Below are 19,329 nucleotides of genomic sequence, written 5' to 3' on the forward strand. Positions count from 1 at the left end.
AATCTATGTCAAACTTCGGCTTTACCCGCTAGTTTACCCCAAGACTCATGCTAAAAAAGATCGATTTGTATACGGATGGTTCCTGTCTCGGCAACCCAGGCCCTGGCGGCTATGGTGCCGTCATGGTCTATGGCAAGCACCGCAAGGAGCTCGCCGGAGGTTTTCGCCTCACCACCAACAACCGGATGGAGCTGATGGCCGCCATCATGGGGCTGCGCACCCTGAACGAGCCCTGCCAGGTCAGACTCACCACCGACAGCCAGTATGTGCGCCAGGGGATCACCCAGTGGATCATCGGCTGGAAGAAGAAGGGGTGGATGACTGCCAGCCGCCAGCCGGTCAAGAACGTCGATCTCTGGCAGGCGCTGGATGCGGAAGTGGCGCGCCATCAGATCGAATGGCTCTGGGTCAAGGGGCACTCCGGTCACCCGGAAAACGAACGCTGTGACGAGCTGGCCCGCGAGGCCGCCAGCGGCAAACAGCTGGCCGAGGATACCGGCTACCAGCCCTGACGCGCCATGCCCGGCGTCGCAATCGACTCGGGCAAGCGCCAGCGGCGGCGTACCGGCGTCAACGGAAAGCGCCGCTTGCGCGCCGCTATCACGTAAACGGACGCAAACGGCCTGCAATAATCCCGCCCCACACTCTCCCGCCACCAGCCTATTCGGCTCTGCTTGCCCATGAACGAGTAGCCAAAGCGCTCGTCAAACATCACTTCACACCCGAGCAGCTGCAGCCAGTCGGTGACCCGCGCCGGAGTGAACATGCGGGCCGACCAGGGCAGATGTTGACGCAGGAAAGGCAGGCAGTGGCCGATGCCGACCAGGCTGAGCGGATTATAGCCGCTGACGATGAGCCAGCCATCGTCGGTCAGCACCCGCTCCGCCTCGCGCAGCACCTGGTGGGGGTCGGGTGAAAAGTCGAGACAGTGAGCCAGCAGGCAGGCATCCACGCTGCCGGTGCGCACCGGCAAGGCCAGTGGATCGCCCTTGAGATCCAGCAATCTGCCACTGGGGGCAACCCCTATCTGATGGCGAATGGAAGAGCAGCCGCAGGAGAGTTCGGCGCTCAGTGCCCCAACTTTAAGCAGATGATAACCAAACAGATGTGGGCACCAGCTGTCGAGCCGCTCCTGGATCTCGGCCGCTACCCAGTCCCCCATGGGCAGTGCCGACCAGCTGGTCGGGATCTCGATTTGTTGTTCGGTACGTGCCACCTGCATAATAGGGCTCAACTTGGGGTTCGAACGCCATCCAGTTATATAAGATACCCTCCATAAAGAGAAGCAGACTCATGTATCCAGTGATCACAGTTCCTGCCTTTAACGACAACTACATCTGGTTGATCCGACACGAAAATCACTGCCTGGTCGTCGACCCGGGCGATGCCGAACCCGTGCTGGAGCGACTGGCCGCACTGGAGCTGCAGCTCGACGCGATTCTGCTGACCCATCACCACCACGATCATGTGGGAGGCGTCACCGCCCTGCTCGGCCATTTCCCCCATGCCAGACTCTATGGTCCCAAACTTGACCCCATGCCCGCTCATCACGGCCAGTGGCTCAATGACGGGGATCAGATCAACTGGCACGGGCTGAGTCTCGAGGTGATCCATGTGCCCGGCCATACCCATGGCCACATCGCCTATTACGGCCACGGCATGCTGTTTTGTGGCGATACCCTCTTCAGTGCCGGTTGTGGCCGCCTGTTCGAAGGTACCCCGGCCCAGATGCACGCCTCACTGCAGCGGCTCGCCGCCCTGCCCGACGACACCCTCATTTATTGTGCCCATGAGTACACCCTCTCCAACCTGCGCTTCGCCTACGCGGTCGAGCCGGACAACCAGGCGATCCAGCAGCGGATCGGGCTGATCAGCAAGCTGCGCCAGCAGGGTCTGCCGAGTCTGCCCTCACGGCTGGGGGATGAGCGGGAGTTCAACGTTTTTCTGCGATGCGAACAGGATTCCGTGAAATTTTCTGCTGAGAAACACGCCTTAAAATGCTTGGAAAATCCAGAGGATACCTTCACAGTGCTGCGATCCTGGAAGGACGTTTTTTGAACAAACCTTGATCAGGGGGCCATTGCCCCTTATGATGCGAGCTGTTTTTCCTAAAGATGACCTGAGCGAGATGAAGGTACGAACGGCCTTATTGGCGGCGCTGTTTCTCAGCGGCTGCCAAAACCTGAGCCATCAGGATGACCGGGCGCTAACGGCAATCGAGCCGATCAAGTCCCCCCAAGTCAACAAAAAAGCGTATAAAAAGCATTCGGCGCGCTTCCTGTTCGGTGACGAACAGATCGACGAACTGGATGACACCGATAACCTGTGGGTGCGTATCAGCGATGATATGCAGTTTGATCCGCAGGAGAACGACCGTGTCCGCCAGCAGCGTGATTGGTTGTTGCGCAATGATAAGCATCTGGCGACCATTGCCAGCCGGGCTGAGCCCTACCTGTATCTGATGGTAGAGGAAATCGAACGGCGTGAGCTGCCAATGGAGCTTATTACCATCCCCATGATCGAGAGCATGTTCGATCCCCACGCCCGTTCCCGCAGCAATGCGGTGGGTCTGTGGCAGTTCGTTCCTGCGACCGGCAAGAACTTCGGCCTGCGCCACGACAACTGGTACGACGGCCGCCGCGATGTACTGGCCTCCACCAATGCCGCGCTGGATTATCTGGAGTACCTGAACCGTTTCTTCGACGGCGACTGGCTGCAGACGCTGGCGGCTTACAATGCCGGTGAAGGACGGGTGCGCAACGCCATCACCCGCAATCAGAAGGCAGGCCGACCGACCGACTACTGGTCACTCGATCTGCCCCGCGAAACCCGGATGTATGTGCCCAAGATCCTGGCCATGGCCGACATGATCCGCAACGCGGACAAGTACAATGTCACCTTGCCGGTACTGGCCAACAAGCCTCAGCTGCGGGTGGTCAACACCGGCGGCCAGATCGATCTGAACGTGGCAGCCCAGCTGGCAGGCCTGCGTCCGGCTCAGCTGAAAGAGGTCAATCCGGCCCTGACGCGCTGGTCGACCTCACCCAAGGGGCCCTATCGCCTGCTGGTACCGGTCGAGTATGCCGATACCCTGGAGCTGGCCCTGGCCGATCTGCCCCAGAGCGAGCGCATCCGCACCCGCTCCTATCAGGTCACCAGCGGCGACACCCTCTCCCGCATCGCCCAGAATCACGGGGTGAGCGTGCAGCAGCTCAAACTGGCCAACAACCTGAGTGGCAACCACCTGCGCCGTGGCCAGACCCTGATGATCCCGACCAGCGGCAGCAAGCCGGTGGTCAGTCAGAGCGCCCAGAGCAAGCCACAGCAGCTCGCCAGCCGCAGTGCCGGCAAGATCCAGTACAAGGTGCGTGCCGGTGACAATCTGTGGAGCATCAGCCAGGCGCATGGGGTCACCCATGACGAGCTGGCCAAGTGGAACGGTCTCAACGCCAAGTCGGCCTTGAAGCCTGGCATGAAGCTGGTGGTCTGGCCCAAGCAGGGCAAGAGCAGCAACAAGTCCATGGTCTATCAGGTACGCCGCGGTGATTCCCTCTCCTCTATCGCCGCCCGTTTTCAGGTTGCCGTGATGGATGTGATGCGCTGGAATCAGCTGGGCAAGAGCGATTACCTCAAGCCGGGTCAGGAGCTGACCCTGTTCGTGAAGAACAACAGCTGATCGTTCATCGCTTCATAAAAAATACCCCGCCAAAAGCGGTAATGCCAGTCAGTTAAGCCTGACTGGCATTGTTTTTACTAGGTTTTCTCGTCGCATACTTCTGTGGTTTGGCTTTGATGCACCTTGGGTAACTTCGTTCTCGGCGGGCGGGTAACTTGAACTGCTCTGCCTGTTTGTCCAACTCAGCGACACGCCCTGGAACCATGCCCGGTGACACAAACGGCAGGCAACTGAGTTCATGCAGCAGATACACCGATGCCATGTGAAAGCTCAACTGGCTGGCCGTATAGCCCTTTAAGCTCGCCGCCATCCTAACCATCTGATATCTCAGTAGGTTATAGGCCAATACCAAGCCCCATAGCTCCTGCCTTACTCCATCGGGTTTCTTGCTGCGCAGCGTCAGCCGGTGCTGTTGCAGGCTATGTTTCATCTCCCGATAGCCCAGCTCGATTTCCCAGCGATTCTGGTATAGCTCCATCAACTCGCTGGCCGGGAAGCGCAGCGGGTCGGTGAGCGAGGTCAGCACCTGCCGCTCCTTGCCGTTTACCGTCCGGGTCAGCAGCCGGGCTTCGAACTGCTCCGGCAACTCGCTCCACTTCTTCTTGGCCTGCGGACTGGCTCTGAGGCGTACCAGCACATCCTGCCGCCCCAGCTTGCGGATGACCTCGTATTGAGCCCCCTTTTTCAGCGGAATAAGCCAGTGACGCGCTACGCCCTGGCGTTGCCAGGCATGGAGTAACCCCAGTGAGTAGAAGCCCTTATCGAACAGGGTCAGGCTATTATCGGGTGTTTTTTCAATCAGTTGCTCTGCCAACACCATCTCGTTTACCGCACAGGAGTCCATCACTGTCTGGGTCAGCAGATGACTGGTCAGCTCCATCTGACACAACATGCGGACCTGGGGATATTGCGTCTCCCCCTGGACGGTTTTCGACTTGGCAAAGGCGCCGGCATTGTCCGGAGTATCGGGCGTGCGCCAGACCACCCCGTCCACGGCCAGCAGCTGCAAGCCGGCCCAGGTGGGGTGCTGACACTGCTGATGCCAGAGTGTGGCGGTCTGCTGGAACACCTGTCGAACGGCTTGGTCAGCCAGTTTTTGGCGCGCCTGGATGAAGGCGCTGGGGACGACAAACGGCCGGTCGCCGGGTAACAGGATATCGAGCTGGTTGGCCAGCTGGGCCATAGGGACATGACGAAACAAGGACATCCCGATAATGGCCCATAGCACCCGCTCCATGGGCATGCGCCGTCGGCGCAAGGAGACGGAGCCCGTCTCGGCCAAGCAAGCCTGCACCAGTTCAGGTGACAGCAGGTCAGACAGGGACTCAAACTTTCCGGGAGGACAGGCGTGAATGAAGTCGAGAGCTTGGTCGATACGCATAAAAAAATCCGAAACCCAACAAGGAGTTTCGGATTCTTACACAGCCTGAGGATCGGTCAATGGATCCTTAACTGATCGGCATTACGCCAAAAGCGGGGTATTTTTTTATCTGGCACAGGCCACCGTGGCGGCCAGTACAGATTCAGGGGGTGATGGCCTGAGCCGCGAAACGGGCCATGATGGGGTTGTGATCCGAGGCATCGGTCGCCGGGCTGCTCACTTCCACCAGGTCCAGGTTGCGGTAGTAGAGGTGATCGAGCGGCCGGCCAAACGCGGTCCGACGCAGATCCGGCACCGGGATCGCCTCCTGCAGCCCCAGTTCGCCCACCAGCTTGTTCAGCCAGAATTCGCGCTTGTCGCTCCAGGTGTTGAAATCCCCGGCCAGAATGACCGGGCCCTGATGGCGATGGATGAGGGCGGTCAGATCGTTGAGCTGCTCGCGAAAGGTCGCCATCCCCAGCTCGAAATTCACCGCATGCAGGTTCACCACCAGCACGCCGTCAGGATCCCCCTGCAAGGGGTAGAGGCTGACCAGACCGGATTTGGGGATGCGCAGCAGCGGCTCGGGGGAACGCACGCCGCACACGAACGCCTGCGGCGTCTTGGCCACCGTCATCACGCCGAAAGAGACACCGCCCTGGGTAAAGGCTTGCAATTGCTGCCACTGAAAATCACCGGCCTTCAGCCATTCCAGCATGTCGGGGCGGGTCGCTGACTCCTGCAGCAGTACCAGATCCTGGGATTTGGCATACTCGTCCAGCCCCTCGCGCCAGTTTTTACGCTGACCCTTGTAGAGATTCCAGACGGTAATGCCGAACTCGCGTGGCAAGGCGGTGGAGGCCAGCGCCACCAGCGGCGGCTTCTGGCAGTTGGCGCCGGGAATGATGCCCTGCGCCGTGACCAGGTGATCCTGATCCGGTACCTCGAAACAGCCGACCAGTCCCAACGTCAGCAGCGACGTACCCAGAATGCGATAACTATTTTTCATTGGCTAACAACCACCTGCCTCTGCATTGTGTCCTGGCCATCACAAATGTCATCGCTGCCGACTAGGCTGATAGCTCGTGTCCGGCCCGGCTCATTCAGAAGGAATTCAACGATGGCGAGACAGCACCAGTACCGCGTGACATTTTATGATCAACAAGGAAATTGTCATCAAGTGGAGCTTTCCACCGTCTATCAGATCAGACGGGATCCCCAGTGCGATCTCTGCCTGTTCGACACCCAGCAGTGCGTCGGCTCGGAAGAGATGCTGGAACGCATGATACGGCAAAAAACCGGGTTTGAGCAGGAAATATCCATCATCAACGCCCGGCTTATCTGAGCCGGATCAGACTGGTACCGGACGGGATTTTCCCTGTTCGTCGATGGCGACATAGGTGAAGATCCCTTCGGTCACGCAGTAGCGCTGGGCCTCGTTTTCACGCAGCACCGGCTTGACCCACACCTCCAGCTTCAGCCGCATGGAACTGCGACCGATCTTCAGGCAGCGCCCGTAGCAACACACCACGTCGCCCACCTTAACCGGGCTGTGAAAGGTCATGCCCTCGACGGATACGGTACAAATACGTCCTTTTGCCAGCTCCTTGGCCATGATGCCCCCACCTATATCCATCTGGGACATGATCCAGCCCCCGAAGATATCGCCATTGGGGTTGGTATCGGCTGGCATTGCCAGGGTTCTCAGCAACAGTTCCCCATCGGGGTGACGTCTTGTATCTACCATCTTTACCGCTCTCTCTATATGGATGGCGGCATGATAGGGGGCGAGCCCCCCCTTGGCAAACCTCAATTGCCCGCCGCGCCACACCATTGGCGCCACCTGTGCCCCACCTCGCACCCCACTCTATAGCACCGGGCGGGATGCTCAGTGACCCCGGGCCGCCAGCTCGGCAAACCAGTGCGCCGGATCGGGCCAGCGATAGACAAAACCGAGCTGCTCGCAGATGCGCAGCCCCTCGACGGGGACAAACTGGCCAGCCGGCTCGATGAAGACCGGGGCCGGCAGCCCCAGCTGACGCGCGGCAAAGGGATAGAACTGCTCCCGGCGCGGGTGCACCGGTGCGCTCAGGTTGTAGGCATCGCCATCCTTTCCCTGCGCCAGCAACAACTGACAAGCGGCCACCACGTCATCTAGGTGCACCAGGTTCACCGCCTGACCGCCCCCCTCCAGGGTCTTGCCCGCCAGAAAGCGACCGGGATGGCGCTGTGGCCCGTACAGCCCGGCCGGGCGCAGCACCATGGCACAGGGAATGCCAGCTCCCATCGCCGCCTGCTCGGCGGCCAGCATCCGCATCCCGCGCTCGTGGGCAGGCATGGGGTGTTCATCCTCCCCCTGCCCCGGCGCCCAGACCGAGGTGGCGCTCACGAACAGCAGCCGCTGCACGCCGGCGGCCTGCGCCAGCTCGGCCACCCGCCCGATGGCGGCCGGGTAATCCTCGACCTTGCTCGGCGGCACGCAGATCACCAGCTCGCGGCAGCGAAACGGCAGGGCGGTCAGTCCGGCGCCCAGTTGCAGCGGCCAGGCCTGCAGCCCCTCCGCGCTCAGCTGCGCGGCTTTCTGAGCCGAGCTGACCGTCACCGCCACCTGGCGACCCTCGGTCTGCAGTGCACGGGCCAGCGGCAACCCCAGCCAGCCAGCGCCCACGATCCCCGTCTGGTATTCACTCTCTGTTGTCATGACAAAATCCTGGCAAAAAAAAAACGGCCATCCATGATGACCGTCGAAAGTAACGAAGGAAATAGCTGGATTAACCAGTTACCTCCCACAGCGGGAAAATCGGGAGCGCAGGCTCCTAATTCGTGGGGCCTATGCTAGTGGCAGGCAGTCCAAAAAGCTTTGAAGCGGATCACAGTTGAAAAGGATTTCTGAAAACGCTTTCAATTTTTCCGCAAAACAGGGGAGCGACATTGGCCCATTCAGGGCCAATGTCGGCCACTCAGGCGACGGATTCCCGTCTGACCAGCTCGGCCTCGAACTTGAGCTCCAGCCCCTCGGCCGGCTTGTGATCCAGCAGGCTCAGTGCCAGCTCCGCAGCCCGGCCGCCCATCTCCTCGATGGGGTAGCGCACCGTGGTGAGCTTGGGATAGATGTAGCGGGCATAGGGAATGTCATCGAAGCCCACCACCGAGATCTGCTGCGGGATCTTGTATCCCCGCTCCAGCAGACAGGAGATGGCCCCCGCCACCATGGCATCGTTGAAACCGAGCACGGCGGTAAACTCAACCCCCCGATCCAGCAGCTCGCCCATCGCCACGTAGCCGCCGTTCTCGTCGGCAAAGGCGCGGCCGATGAGGGCAGGATCAAGAGCGATGCCGGCCCGCTGCAGGGCGTGATGATACCCCGCCATCCGCTGCTGGCCATCGACGAACTCTTCATCGTCCGAGGTAACGAAGGCGATCTTGCGATGGCCCGCATCCAGCAGGTGCTGGCAGGCGGTGGTGATGCCGGCCTGGTTGTCCAGCCAGACACAGCGATCTTCGGCGCCCGGTACCTGGCGGTTGATGAAGACCACCGGAGTGCTGCCCGCCACCAGCTCGCTCAGCTCCTCGTCGGGCAGCGCCTTGCTGTGCAGGATCAGCGCATCGCACTGGCGCTGCAGCAGCGCCTGGATGGCGTGACGCTCGCGCACCTCGTCGTGGTTGCCGGACATGACGATGGTGAACTTGTCCGCCTTGTCCACCACGCTCTCGATGCCGCGCATCATCTGGGCGAAGAAGGGGCCACCACACAGATCCCCCACCAGCACACCGATGCAGTTGGAGCGCTTGCTGACCAGCGCCTGGGCAAAGCTGTTGGGACGAAAATTGAGTTCCTTCATGGCCGCCATGACGGCCTCACGCTTTTCTGGTGCCACCTGCGCCGTGTTGTTGATGACTCGCGACACAGTTGAAATGGACACATTAGCCAACCGGGAAACGTCTTTAATCGTTGCCACTATCAATTCCTTTGTTGGGGGAGCCTGTCTGTGTTGAACGGGCGATTATAACGAACCTGCCAGACCAAGAGATGGCGCCCGATCACCTGGCAGGTTTCCTTTTGTAACAAAACCTTATGGGATAATAACCATTTTGGGGAGGGAATGGGAATCCGGCTGCCGCCAGGGCGGCAGCCGTCTCAATAAGCGTGACTCAGCTCGCGCTCGGACATGAAGCGCAGCGGCTGCTGCAGCTTGTGCTGATAGATGAGATCGAACGACAGCACGTTCTGCACATAGTTGCGCGTCTCCTTGTAGGGGATGCTCTCGACCCAGACATCCATCGGCTTGTCCGCACTCTGATCGCGCCAGCGTTTCACCCGGCCGGGGCCGGCGTTGTAGGCCGCCGCCGCCAGGATCCGGTTGCCGTCGTACACATCCAGCAGCCGCTTGAGATAGGCGCTGCCAAGGCGGATGTTCATGGCGGGATCAAACAGCTGCTGCTCGTTGCGATAGGGTACCCCCAGCTTGCTGGCCGTCTCCTTGGCGGTGGTCGGCATCAGCTGCATCAGCCCCCTCGCCCCGACCGGCGACTGTGCCAGCGGGTAAAGCGCGCTCTCCTGCCGGGAGATGGCGTAGAGCAGGCTGGTGTTCATGGTCCGCTCCTGCGCCATCTGGGAGAAGGTGTGCTTGAGCGGCAGCGGGAAGCGCAAATCGAGGGCATCCCAGGCCTCGGCCCGGATACTGGCCAGAATGGCCAGTTCATGCCAGCCCTGGTTGAGGGCGATGTGGCCGAACTCGAGGCGCTGGGCCACCGGATTGCGATCCATGTTGTGGATCCACTCCGCCCGCGCCGCCGTGATCTCGTTCATGTCGAGCAACTCGCGCACCCGCAGCAGGAAGGGCCAGCGGCTGCTGGCGGTGCGCCAGTCCGGCACCTTCTTCGCCACGCTCTGATTCTTCATCCGATAGGGCACGCCGCTGCGCTGCGCCGCCATGAAGCCATAGAAGCCGCGCAGATTGGCGGTCTCCAGATAGAGGTCCCGCGCCGGTTTCTGCTGGCCCTGTACCTCCAGCGAGCGCGCCAGCCAGTAGCGCCAGCGATCCTCCTTCTGCAGGGCCATGGGCATCCGCTTGACCCAGCCGGAGAGCCCTTTCCAGTCCTGCTCCCAGATGGCGAGCCGGGCCCGCAGCTCCAGCAGATCCGGGTCGGCCTGGCGCACCACGGTAGTGTCCAGCCAGTTGCGCTGGGCGGTTGAGCGATCCAGCAGCAGCCGTCTGGCCACCGCCCGTTCCACCGGTTTGAGTTCGGCCGCGCTCAGCGCGAAACGCGAGCGCAGATAGCCTAGCTGCCCCAGTACCGCTTCCGGCTGCTGGTTGGCATAGCGGGCCAGCCCCAGCAACAGCAACTTTTTGGAAGGCGCGGCGGTAGTGAAATAGGCCGTGTTCATCGCCTTGGCGGGCTGCTCGAACAGGGTAATCATCTGATCCCCGTACGCCTTCATGCCGCTGCCGAGCTGGGCGCCGAGGTGGCGAATGAGGTTCGGGTTCTCAGCCTCGAAGGCCAAGGTCATGCGGGTCCAGATCTTCTCCTGGGTGCGCAAACCGGCCTGTTGCCAGAGCTGGAACAGGGGATCGCAGGCATCTGGGCGGGACTGGCCACTCAGCCAGAGCTTGCCCGCCTCCTGCAGTGCCTGGCTCTGCTGGCCGGTGTAGTAGCGCGCCTGATAGTGCATGCAGAGCAGATCGGTGGAGTTGGGCTTGGCCGGATAGAAGCGCAGGAACTGGGACCACTGCTGGCTCTGGGCCAGATAGGTGAGGTAGCTGCGCTCCAGCCGGTTGGATTGGGGGGTATCGCCGTGTTCGCGGATGAAGCGGGTCACGTCGTCATACTCTGCCGCCCCAGGCCGAAAGGCCAACTGGTAGTAATCGAGATAGGGCAGCAGCGGATAATGGGTCAAACGGGCGCGAATTTGCTGAAAACGGGCCTGATCGTCGGCCCGCACCGCGTCATAAGCCTGGCGATAGAGAGATTGTTCCAGAGTCTGCGCCGCAACCTGCGTCAGCAGCCCCGGCACGCACAGCGCCGATAAAATGATTCCCTGCACGGCTTTCACGAGAGACGTCTCCATTGAGAGGCAATGCCACCGCCCGTTGGCGGTGGTGTTATATTCCCTCATTCTACCCGTTAACCCGAGGGGCTACAGCTCGCCGGCGAGACTATTTTTACCCCCGGCCAGCGGGCTTTCGCTGCGGGCAAGGCGCTGCACGTAGCGCTCCAGATAAGGCACCGGCAGCGGCTTGGAAGCCAGGTAGCCCTGGTAGAAGTGACAACCCTGGGCCTGCAGAAACTCCAGTTGCTGGCGCGACTCCACCCCTTCCGCTGTCACGTTGAAGCCCATGTGGCGTGCCATGGCGATCACCGCCTCGACGATGGCCATGTTGTCGCCATCGCGCGGGATGTCCTGGATGAAGGAGCGGTCGATCTTGAGCTCGTCCGCCGGCAGCCGCTTGAGGTAGCTCAGGGAGGAGTAACCGGCGCCGAAGTCATCGATGGCAAAGCTGATGCCAAGCGCCTTGAGCTCGCTCATCTTGCTGATGGTGTCTTCCGCGTGCCCCAGCACCACGGATTCGGTGATCTCCAGATTCAGGCTGGCGGGATCCATGCCGGTGGAAGCCAGCACGTCGTGGATCCGATCGACAAAGTCGGTGGCGTGAAACTGCTTGGCACTGACGTTGACCGACAGCTGAGGGATGTGGATGCCGTTCTCCTCCCAGCGCACGTACTGGGCGCAGGCCTCGTACAATACCCAGTTGCCGATATCGACGATAAGGTCCGTCTCCTCGGCGATGGGAATGAACTCGGCGGGCGACACCAGAGCCCGGCCTGGCGGCTGCCAGCGGATCAGCGCCTCGACGCCGATGATGTCGCCCCCCTCCACCATGTGCTGAGGCTGGTAGTAGAGGGTCAGCTCCTGCTGGTTAAGGGCGCTGCGTAGTTCGTTGTGAATGAGCAGCCGGCGATCCGCCTGCAACTGCATGGAGGCATCGAAGAAGCGCCGGGTCTTGCGACCGGCCGACTTGGCCTGATACATGGCGGTGTCCGCCTGCTTGAGTAGATCGTCCACCCCTTGCTCCCGGCCGGGGAAGAGGGTGATGCCGACGCTGGCGCCGATGTGCAGCACCTGGCCCGCATGGTTGTAGGGGGCCGCAATCTCGCTGATGAGCCGCTCGGCGATGAGGTCGGCCTGCATCTCCGCCTGGGGCGGGCTCGCCGAGAGAGAGGGCAACAATAGCACGAACTCGTCGCCACCGAGTCGTGCCAGACAATCCCCCTGCCGTACCAGCCGCTTGAGCCGGCTGGCGACCTCCTTGAGCAGCCAGTCGCCGGTGGCGTGGCCGAGGGAGTCGTTGATGGTCTTGAAGTGATCCAGATCGATGAACAGCAGGGCGCCGATCAGATAGTCGCGGCTCGCCTCGCCAAAGGCGTGGGCCAGAGTTTCGTGCAGCTGGCGGCGGTTGGGCAGGCCGGTCAGCTCGTCGTAATAGGCGAGATCCTGGATGCGGCGCTCGGCCTCCTTGCGCTCGGAGATATCCTCGAAGCAGATGACGAAGTGGCTGATCTCCCCCCTGTCATCCTGCACCGGGGTGACGATCTCCCACTGCGGATAGGGGTAGCCATCCGCGTGCAGGCGTTGAGTCTCCCCCTGCCAGCGGCTCAGGGTGCCGAGCTCGTAGCCAAGCCCCCCCAGCCCGCACCAGAGATCGTTGCCCAGATGCAGGCCGATCACCCGCTGGCTGTCAAAGCCGGTGATCTGGCTGAAGGCGTGGTTGACCCGCAAAATCTTGAAATCGGGGTCGGTGATGATGATCCCTTCATGGGTTTCAAACGCCACGGCCGACAGGCGCAGCTGGGCATCGCTCTGCAGCCGCTCCAGCTCCGCCACCATGCGCATGGAGAAGGTGGTCAGCACCGAGCCCAGATTGGGGATCGCGCTCTGATCGGAAAAGAGCAGCGCCAGGTGGCCCAGGATCTGGCCGTTGCGATCACACAGCGGCAGGCCGTAGTAACCCTGCCCCCCTTTGAGACCGGTACAGCAGGGCAGTTCGTTCGCCAGGGGAATGACGCAGGCCTCCCCCGCCAGATAGACCTGCTGGCAGGGCATGCCGTCGAGTTCGTACTCCTTGAGGTCGATGCCATGGCAGGCCAGCACCTTGAGCCGTCCGCTGCCGGTGCGCTCCGCCAGCCAGACCGCGTCCGCTACCAGAATATGAGCGAGCTGATTGACCAGGGTATTGAAGAAATCGAGCCCGGTTCTGGCAGAGAGCGCCTGCGCCAGCTGGGTCAACAAGGGGTCTTGCAGCAGCGGCAGTTGCTGGGAGAGGTCGGCAGGCAGCTGGGTGCTGCGGGTGGTGTCGAGCGGCGCAATCCAGCCGCAGCACATCTGCTGGGCCGGCACGTACTGGCCGCTCCAGAGCACATGGCGCACCTCGCCCCCCTCCTCGCAGAGGTGACCGATGAACTGGGCCGGTTGCTGTGAGTGGTAAAGTCTGGCGAGAAAGTCGGCAAAGCCGGCCTCGTCATCTGCCGCCAATTGCCCGAACCAGGGGTGAGGCCCCTCTCCTTGCCAGAGCTGGTAGGAGGCATGATCGGACAGACTCCACTGGGCGTGTTGCCGATCATAAAACCACATCATCTGAGTGGCCTGCTGTTTCATGTACTACTCCAACACCACAACAACCACGTTCAAGCCCCTGACGACTTGGCAGCGCCCACATTCACAGCGCGCACGTCGGCAAGGGCGGTGCGGGGAGAAAGTGCAAAAGATGCGAGACTAAGCGGTGAAAACCGGACATGAGGTCGACATGCGGCGCTGCCACGAAGGGACAGAAACGATCCAAGTTTCTCCATACTGCCTGCCAGTTTCGTGGAGCTCAAGCGCTTTTTGGTGCAGAACGGGAAAAGATCACAATTTATTCCTCCCCTCGGAAGCAAGGCCACAGTTCGTGACACAGATCACATTTTAATGTTCAGCCATGAGTAATCTGAAGGTGAAGACACAAGCAAGACGACCCGAAGGGGGCCAATATGAAAATCGAAATTACCAGCAAAATCATCGACATCACCCCGGCTATCCGCGAGCGCATTGAATCCCGTTTTGACAAGCTCGAGCGTCTTCAGGTGCCTCTTATCACACCCCATGTGATTGTCTCCAAAGAGCGTCTGATGTTCATCGTTGAAGCCACTGCTGGCATCCCCAACGGCAAGCTGTTTGCCCAGGCAGAACATGAGGACTTATACGCCGCCATCACCGAACTGGGGCAAAAGCTGGAGCGCCAGATCAACCGCCACACCGAAAAACCCATCGCCCGTCGCGCCGCAGCGGCTGGCAAGGAAGTGCCACAAGAGGATGAAGCCGACGCGTAAACTGCGCCACGGCACAGCCAGAAACGACAAAGGCGGGATCTCCCGCCTTTTTGCTGCCCGAATGCCGGCGTTTGTCGCCTTCAGCAACCACTGAGCCAGTGCAGCCTGGCATCCACCCCCGCCTTGAGCGTATCGAGGATCGGCAGCATCAGCAGGGGATCGTCGCGTCTGGGCTGATCCGCCAGCTTGCCCTGCCAGCGCTCCCGTCCAAGCGGCGAGAGGTTGTCATAGACGGCAGGCTCCAGCGCCGGCGGGGCGCCGAGCAGCGGCGGTGAGCGCAGCGCCAGCCAGAGCCGCACATCCACCATGGAGCCTCCCTGTTGCAGCCGCTCGTTGAGCAAAGCGGCCTCTTCATCATTTGCACTGCCCTGCAAGGGCGTGGCTGGCGGCAGCTCAAAGCGGCTGCGCCAGACCCGGCTCTCAGCCTTTGCTGGCTGCCTCGGGTCGAACCAGGGCTGCTCTTCCACCGCATCGGTCAGCAGGGCCAGATGCAGGCGAAAGTCAGCCCTATCTCCGTGCTGGAGATCCTGGTTGAGACGTTGCCCCAGCTGGGCCTCGTCCACCAGCCACTGCTCACGAATGGCGCTGGGTAGCATGAGATAACTCTTGGAAACGGTGGTTTCATCCTTTATCGGCCGCAAATACGATCCTTTAAGCAGGAAAAATCCCGCCAAGGGGTTCACAACCCCGGCAGATCTGTTAGTATGCGCCTCGCACTTGTGGAGGGGTTCCCGAGTGGCCAAAGGGATCAGACTGTAAATCTGACGGCTATGCCTTCGAAGGTTCGAATCCTTCTCCCTCCACCATTTCAAGTGCAGTCACGGCGCCCGCCGTGGATAAAAATTGGCAATACCCCGTGGAGGGGTTCCCGAGCGGCCAAAGGGATCAGACTGTAAATCTGACGGCTCTGCCTTCGAAGGTTCGAATCCTTCTCCCTCCACCATCATTCAAGAAAACCCGGCCTCGCGCCGGGTTTTCGCTTTTCAGCATCCCCCTGCTCATCAGCATCAACGTCAGCCCCATCAACGCCGCCCATAAAAACGGGAGGCTTGCGCCTCCCGTTTTTGTCTCTTCCTGCCCGCTACAGGGTGAAGCGATAGAAGATATCCACCGCCTGGGCCACCCCGCTCATGGCCTGCAGGTAGAGCCTGGGCATCAGCTCGTAGCGCAGCTTGAACTCGGCGATGGGGCTGAACACCCCGACCCCGTACTGGAACTGCAGCCCCGGCAGCAGGTAGGCCGACAGGGTCACCTGGGTGTTGTCGCCACTGCCCGCGGTGTCGAGGGCCACGTCGCTCATGCCGAGGGATTCCCCCAGACTGGAGACCACGCCGTTGGCCTGGCTGACCGCGCCCGCCACCAACAGGCCGTTGAAGCCGCCATCCTCGCCGCTGGTTTGCAGCCCCTTGCCGCGCAGCAAGTAGGAGAGCTGCTCGGACTGGGCCAGCTGCGGCTCCGAGTAGACGGTGATCTTGGGCTTGCTGGCCGGCCCGGTCACCCGCACCCCCACCGTCACCTTGTCCTCGATGGTATCGGGATCCCGATACGCCTCTATGTTGAGGAACGGCTGATCGAGGGGGCCGGAGAAGAGGATGCGGCCATCCTTGATGATGAGGTTCTGGCCATAGGCCTTGAAACGCCCGTCGTTGAGCACCAGCTGACCGTTGCCCGCCAGCGGCCGCGAGGGATCCTGGCGGATGTTGATGCCGCCCCCCACCTTGGTCTTGAGCCCCATCGCCTCCAACCGCACGTCGTCACCCAGCCGGATGGCCAGCTTGATCGCCATCGGCAGCGGCGCCGCCTTGGGCACCGGCGGCAGATCGTCGTAGACCACGGTCACGTCGTCGGAGACGGCCACCGCGCTCTCCGGCAGGCTCTTGACCAGGATCCGCGCCCAGGGGATGTCGACCTGACCGGTGATCCGGGTCTCCTCCCCCAGCGAGATGGCGATGTCCGGGGAGACCCGCACCCGGCCCATGCCAGGATACTGGGCTTCCAGCTCCTTGCCCTGGATGGTGAGGCTGCCGGTGACCGGCAGCTGTGCCCAGCTCAGCCAGCCCCCCAGTGCCAACGGGCCCTTGCCCACCAGCATGGTACCGTCCAGCTCGGCCCGGTTGCCTTCAATCTTGAGGCGGGTCACCAACTTGGAGAGGGTCACCATGTCGGAGTGGGTCTGCACTTCCCCATCCAGCAGGTTGAGCTGGCCAAACAGCAGCGGCGCGGCCAGGGTACCGTCGAAACGGGCATCGGCCGAGATGACCCCCTGCAGGGAGCGCACCTCGGGGATGAGCGGGGCAAAGGTGGTCAGCTTGAGGTCGTCAAACTTGAGCTGGCCGGAGAGATTGCCGCGACCGGACGGATCCCGGATATAGAGCTTGGTGTCGATGTTGCCGATCTGCTCGGAGGCAAAGTCGAGCCGGATGGCTGCCTGCTGGCGCTCGAAGTCCACCCCGAGCTCGAGGCGCTGGTAGTCGGTCTTGAGCTCATCGGCCACGAAGGTACCCGGTGTGGTGCGCACTGTGGCGTGCAGGGTCGGCTGATTGCCGCGCCAGCTGGCCCGTCCGTCGGCGGAGAGCACCGCCTGCCAGCGGAAGTTGTCCGGCAGCCAGGGCCGCAGGCGCTTGAGGTCAAACTGGTTGAGGGCAAACTCCAGGCTGCCCTGCTGGGCCGACACCTGGCTGCCCTTGACGCAGAGGCTGGCCCCCTGGGAGCCGAGGCAGAGATCACCCATGCTCAGCCGCTGACGCGGCAGGTCGAGATCGAGGGCCCAGGGCGCGTTCAGCTCCCAGCGCCGCAGCGGCGTCTTCAACTTGAGCTCGCTGAGGGCGCCGCGCCAGCGATCCCCGCGCAGACCGCCGCTCAGCTTGAGGTTGGCTGCCACCGGATCGCCCTTCATGGTGAGCGACAGGGCGTGCTGGTTGAGATCGCCGCTCAGGTTGAGCGCCAGCTGGCTGAGGCTGGTCGCCCCCTGCACCAGGCTGGCCACCGTCAGGGCCACTTCCCCTGCCGGCTTGTCACCGACCAGGGCATTGCCCTTGATGGCGATCCCCTTCAGATCGGTGCCGGCATAATAGAGACGGCTGGCAGCCAGCTCTGTGGTGACCCGCGGCGCTTGCTGATTGCCGGTCAGGCGCACCTGCCCCTTGATGTCCCCCTTGAGCCCGGGGTAGAGCCCGGCCAGATTGGGGGCGTTGAGATCCGCATCCAGTTTCCACGCCTGCTGGCTCAGACTGCCCTTGGCCTGCAGCTGGTTGGGGCCGCTTTGCAGCGCCAGCGCCGGGATGGTCCACTCCATCTTGTCGTTGCCGCTCACGCTGCCCTTGATGGCCAGCGGATACTGGTTGAGCTTGCCGTCCACCTTCAGCTCGGGCAGTTGCAGTTGCCAGTGGCCCGCCTCATCGAGCTCGAAACGGCTGGCAATCTTGCCCGCCAGCGCCCCCTTGAGCTCGGGCACCAGCTCGGCCGGGTTGATCCCCTTGAATTCCGTGGTGCCCTGCCAGCGTACCCCCTTGTCCCAGGCGAGCTTGCCGTCCAGCTTGAGCTCCCCCTTGAGAGCATTGAGCAGCAGGTTGATCTGGTTCAGCTGCGTCAGATCCCCCTTGCCCGTCAGCACCAGCTTGAAGGGGGGCACGTCCGTGCCCTTGCCGGCGGTATTCAAGGCAAACTGGTAGCCGGAGAGCTTGCCCTTGGCACTCAAACTGCCCTTGTCCAGCCGGTAGCTTGGCTCATCTTTGGCGGGCTTGTGCAGCGGCCAACCCAGGCTCTTCCACTCCAGCGCCGCATCAAAGGGCAAGTCGGGGTCGAGGGCCGCCAAGGACCCCTTGAGGCTGGCGGCCACCGGCCCCTTGGCCTGCAGCGCCAGTGCCAGCTTGCCCACCGAACCGCCGAGAGTCAGGCTGGCCTGTTGCCCCTGCAGTTCGCCATCCAGCAGCCCCTTGCGGGCCTTGGCATCCAGGGTCAGGGCCAGCGGGTAATCCTCTTTGAGCTGGATCTTGCCCTTGAGCGCCAGATCCGCCATGGCGTGGCGCAGGGAGAGCTCGCGCAGCGCGATGTCGCTCCCCTCGGCACTGGCCGACAGCAGCAGCTTGTCGAGCCCTTCAATCAATTCACCTTGCTGATAGCGAAACGCCGTGACCTGCAATCCCTCCAGCTGGATGGGGAACGGCAGCCGGATGGCGGGCAGCGCGATGGGGGCCGCCTTGGTTGCCTGCTGCGCCTTGCTCTCATCCGCCGGCTTTGCCTTGGCGGTGACAGGCGACTTGGCCGCAGCCTTGTCTTGGGAGCTTGCCTTGATGGCAGCTGGTTTGGCAGCCTCGGTGGCCTGCGTCTCGGCCAGGGTTACCTTGAGGCCATCCAGCACGGGCCCCTGCACAATGAGCCCCTTGCGGCTGAGGGTGGCGCCGATGTCGAGGGACTTGAGGCTCACCCCCACCCCGGGCACCGTCACATCGAGATCCGCCACCTGGAGGCTGTCGACCTGAATCTTCAGGGGCAATGGGTGCCAGACGAAGGGCTCTGACGGCTCTTTCGGGGTCGGTTCGGAGTCGGCCACCTTGACCACCGGGTGGGTGACGTTCAGGGATTTGATCCAGAGCTTGCCCTGCAGCAGCTTGCCCAGATCCCAGTCCAGCACGGCGCGATCCACCGTGACGTCCACCAGCTCGTCCTGCCAGCCAACCCCTTCCAGGGTCCAGCCATAGCCGAGCTGGCCCGCTACCAGCTCCCCCTTGAGGGAAGGCAGGGCGGCCCTGGCCTGCTGCCACAGCCACTTGTTGCCCTGATGGGTGAAGCCCAGCAGGCTGACACCGATGAGCAGCAGGAAGATGAGCCCCATCAGCCAGAGAAAGATGCGTTTTACCCAGATCACAGTGCAGCCCCCCGCGAAAGACGCAGCCGCAGCGGCCAGAGAAAAATACGTTTTACCCAG

Annotated in this window: 15 protein-coding genes and 2 tRNA genes; 7 read left to right on the forward strand and 10 right to left on the reverse strand. The window is 62.1% G+C overall.

The window, feature by feature from the left end:
* The first annotated feature begins 47 nt into the window (after window positions 1–47).
* Window positions 48–512, forward strand: a complete 465-nt coding sequence (gene rnhA, locus C2U40_RS13480) for a ribonuclease HI (RefSeq protein WP_029303441.1) — start codon at window positions 48–50, stop codon at window positions 510–512.
* Here rnhA and C2U40_RS13485 read toward each other — a convergent pair.
* Window positions 500–1,222, reverse strand: a complete 723-nt coding sequence (locus C2U40_RS13485; RefSeq protein ID WP_016350242.1) for a class I SAM-dependent methyltransferase — start codon at window positions 1,220–1,222, stop codon at window positions 500–502. The genes rnhA and C2U40_RS13485 overlap by 13 nt on opposite strands.
* Window positions 1,223–1,293: 71 nt before the next feature.
* Here C2U40_RS13485 and gloB point away from each other — a divergent pair, with 71 nt between their 5' ends.
* Entirely contained in the window at window positions 1,294–2,058 is a 765-nt protein-coding gene (gloB, locus tag C2U40_RS13490; protein ID WP_103828307.1) for a hydroxyacylglutathione hydrolase, read from the forward strand.
* A gap of 70 nt (window positions 2,059–2,128) precedes the next feature.
* Window positions 2,129–3,676 carry a LysM peptidoglycan-binding domain-containing protein gene (locus C2U40_RS13495; protein WP_011705461.1) on the forward strand — a complete coding sequence of 516 codons (1,548 nt, stop codon included), beginning with the start codon at window positions 2,129–2,131 and terminating at the stop codon, window positions 3,674–3,676.
* Between the two features lie 52 nt (window positions 3,677–3,728).
* Here the strand turns inward: C2U40_RS13495 and C2U40_RS13500 are convergent, their stop codons facing one another.
* Both C2U40_RS13500 and C2U40_RS13505 read right to left on the reverse strand, forming a co-directional pair.
* Window positions 3,729–5,057: an IS4 family transposase gene (locus tag C2U40_RS13500; protein ID WP_052816382.1), complete on the reverse strand. Its 1,329-nt coding sequence runs from the start codon at window positions 5,055–5,057 to the stop codon at window positions 3,729–3,731.
* 142 nt (window positions 5,058–5,199) lie between these two features.
* Window positions 5,200–6,045, reverse strand: coding sequence for an endonuclease/exonuclease/phosphatase family protein (locus tag C2U40_RS13505; RefSeq protein WP_016350239.1), 846 nt, complete (start codon window positions 6,043–6,045; stop codon window positions 5,200–5,202).
* 111 nt (window positions 6,046–6,156) lie between these two features.
* On the opposite strand from C2U40_RS13505, the gene C2U40_RS13510 reads away from it, so the two are divergent.
* Window positions 6,157–6,381 carry a hypothetical protein gene (locus C2U40_RS13510; RefSeq protein WP_005299261.1) on the forward strand — a complete coding sequence of 75 codons (225 nt, stop codon included), beginning with the start codon at window positions 6,157–6,159 and terminating at the stop codon, window positions 6,379–6,381.
* A gap of 6 nt (window positions 6,382–6,387) precedes the next feature.
* Here C2U40_RS13510 and yciA read toward each other — a convergent pair whose 3' ends face one another.
* The 5 genes from yciA to C2U40_RS13535 form a co-directional block, all read right to left on the reverse strand.
* The gene (yciA, locus tag C2U40_RS13515; protein ID WP_005299258.1) at window positions 6,388–6,783 is read right to left on the reverse strand and encodes an acyl-CoA thioester hydrolase YciA; all 396 of its coding nucleotides are present in this window, start codon (window positions 6,781–6,783) and stop codon (window positions 6,388–6,390) included.
* A gap of 141 nt (window positions 6,784–6,924) precedes the next feature.
* Window positions 6,925–7,737: an NAD-dependent epimerase/dehydratase family protein gene (locus C2U40_RS13520; protein WP_042066647.1), complete on the reverse strand. Its 813-nt coding sequence runs from the start codon at window positions 7,735–7,737 to the stop codon at window positions 6,925–6,927.
* Window positions 7,738–7,996: 259 nt separating this feature from the next.
* A complete protein-coding gene (locus C2U40_RS13525; protein ID WP_024943788.1) occupies window positions 7,997–8,995 on the reverse strand; it encodes a LacI family DNA-binding transcriptional regulator in 999 nt (332 codons plus the stop codon).
* Window positions 8,996–9,174: 179 nt separating this feature from the next.
* Window positions 9,175–11,091, reverse strand: coding sequence for a transglycosylase SLT domain-containing protein (locus C2U40_RS13530; RefSeq protein WP_103827946.1), 1,917 nt, complete (start codon window positions 11,089–11,091; stop codon window positions 9,175–9,177).
* An 84-nt stretch (window positions 11,092–11,175) separates the two neighbouring features.
* Window positions 11,176–13,692 (reverse strand): putative bifunctional diguanylate cyclase/phosphodiesterase, encoded by a 2,517-nt coding sequence (locus C2U40_RS13535; RefSeq protein WP_103827947.1) that lies wholly within the window; start codon window positions 13,690–13,692, stop codon window positions 11,176–11,178.
* Between the two features lie 371 nt (window positions 13,693–14,063).
* On the opposite strand from C2U40_RS13535, the gene hpf reads away from it, so the two are divergent.
* The gene (gene hpf, locus C2U40_RS13540) at window positions 14,064–14,402 is read left to right on the forward strand and encodes a ribosome hibernation-promoting factor, HPF/YfiA family (RefSeq protein WP_016350234.1); all 339 of its coding nucleotides are present in this window, start codon (window positions 14,064–14,066) and stop codon (window positions 14,400–14,402) included.
* 80 nt (window positions 14,403–14,482) lie between these two features.
* Here hpf and C2U40_RS13545 read toward each other — a convergent pair whose 3' ends face one another.
* Window positions 14,483–14,998 (reverse strand): VC2046/SO_2500 family protein, encoded by a 516-nt coding sequence (locus tag C2U40_RS13545; RefSeq protein ID WP_011705452.1) that lies wholly within the window; start codon window positions 14,996–14,998, stop codon window positions 14,483–14,485.
* 125 nt (window positions 14,999–15,123) lie between these two features.
* Between C2U40_RS13545 and C2U40_RS13550 the strand changes: the two genes are divergently transcribed.
* A tRNA-Tyr gene (locus C2U40_RS13550) sits at window positions 15,124–15,208 on the forward strand.
* Window positions 15,209–15,260: 52 nt separating this feature from the next.
* Window positions 15,261–15,345, forward strand: a tRNA-Tyr gene (locus C2U40_RS13555).
* Between the two features lie 138 nt (window positions 15,346–15,483).
* Here the strand turns inward: C2U40_RS13555 and tamB are convergent.
* Window positions 15,484–19,269: an autotransporter assembly complex protein TamB gene (gene tamB, locus C2U40_RS13560; protein ID WP_103827948.1), complete on the reverse strand. Its 3,786-nt coding sequence runs from the start codon at window positions 19,267–19,269 to the stop codon at window positions 15,484–15,486.
* Between the last annotated feature and the right edge of the window lie 60 nt (window positions 19,270–19,329).

The sequence above is a fragment of the Aeromonas sp. ASNIH4 genome, assembly GCF_002934425.1.
Classification (GTDB): Bacteria; Pseudomonadota; Gammaproteobacteria; order Enterobacterales; family Aeromonadaceae; genus Aeromonas; species Aeromonas hydrophila.

Bases quoted from the DNA above. Each gene is read 5' to 3' on its own strand.
- gloB (WP_103828307.1), top strand. From the start codon at position 1,294: ATGTATCCAGTGATCACAGTTCCTGCCTTTAACGACAACTACATCTGG.
- C2U40_RS13495 (WP_011705461.1), top strand. From the start codon at position 2,129: ATGAAGGTACGAACGGCCTTATTGGCGGCGCTGTTTCTCAGCGGCTGC.
- hpf (WP_016350234.1), top strand. From the start codon at position 14,064: ATGAAAATCGAAATTACCAGCAAAATCATCGACATCACCCCGGCTATC.
- yciA (WP_005299258.1), bottom strand. From the start codon at position 6,783: ATGGTAGATACAAGACGTCACCCCGATGGGGAACTGTTGCTGAGAACC.
- C2U40_RS13545 (WP_011705452.1), bottom strand. From the start codon at position 14,998: ATGCTACCCAGCGCCATTCGTGAGCAGTGGCTGGTGGACGAGGCCCAG.
- C2U40_RS13535 (WP_103827947.1), bottom strand. From the start codon at position 13,692: ATGAAACAGCAGGCCACTCAGATGATGTGGTTTTATGATCGGCAACAC.
- C2U40_RS13510 (WP_005299261.1), top strand. From the start codon at position 6,157: ATGGCGAGACAGCACCAGTACCGCGTGACATTTTATGATCAACAAGGA.
- C2U40_RS13520 (WP_042066647.1), bottom strand. From the start codon at position 7,737: ATGACAACAGAGAGTGAATACCAGACGGGGATCGTGGGCGCTGGCTGG.
- C2U40_RS13500 (WP_052816382.1), bottom strand. From the start codon at position 5,057: ATGCGTATCGACCAAGCTCTCGACTTCATTCACGCCTGTCCTCCCGGA.
- rnhA (WP_029303441.1), top strand. From the start codon at position 48: ATGCTAAAAAAGATCGATTTGTATACGGATGGTTCCTGTCTCGGCAAC.
- C2U40_RS13485 (WP_016350242.1), bottom strand. From the start codon at position 1,222: ATGCAGGTGGCACGTACCGAACAACAAATCGAGATCCCGACCAGCTGG.
- C2U40_RS13505 (WP_016350239.1), bottom strand. From the start codon at position 6,045: ATGAAAAATAGTTATCGCATTCTGGGTACGTCGCTGCTGACGTTGGGA.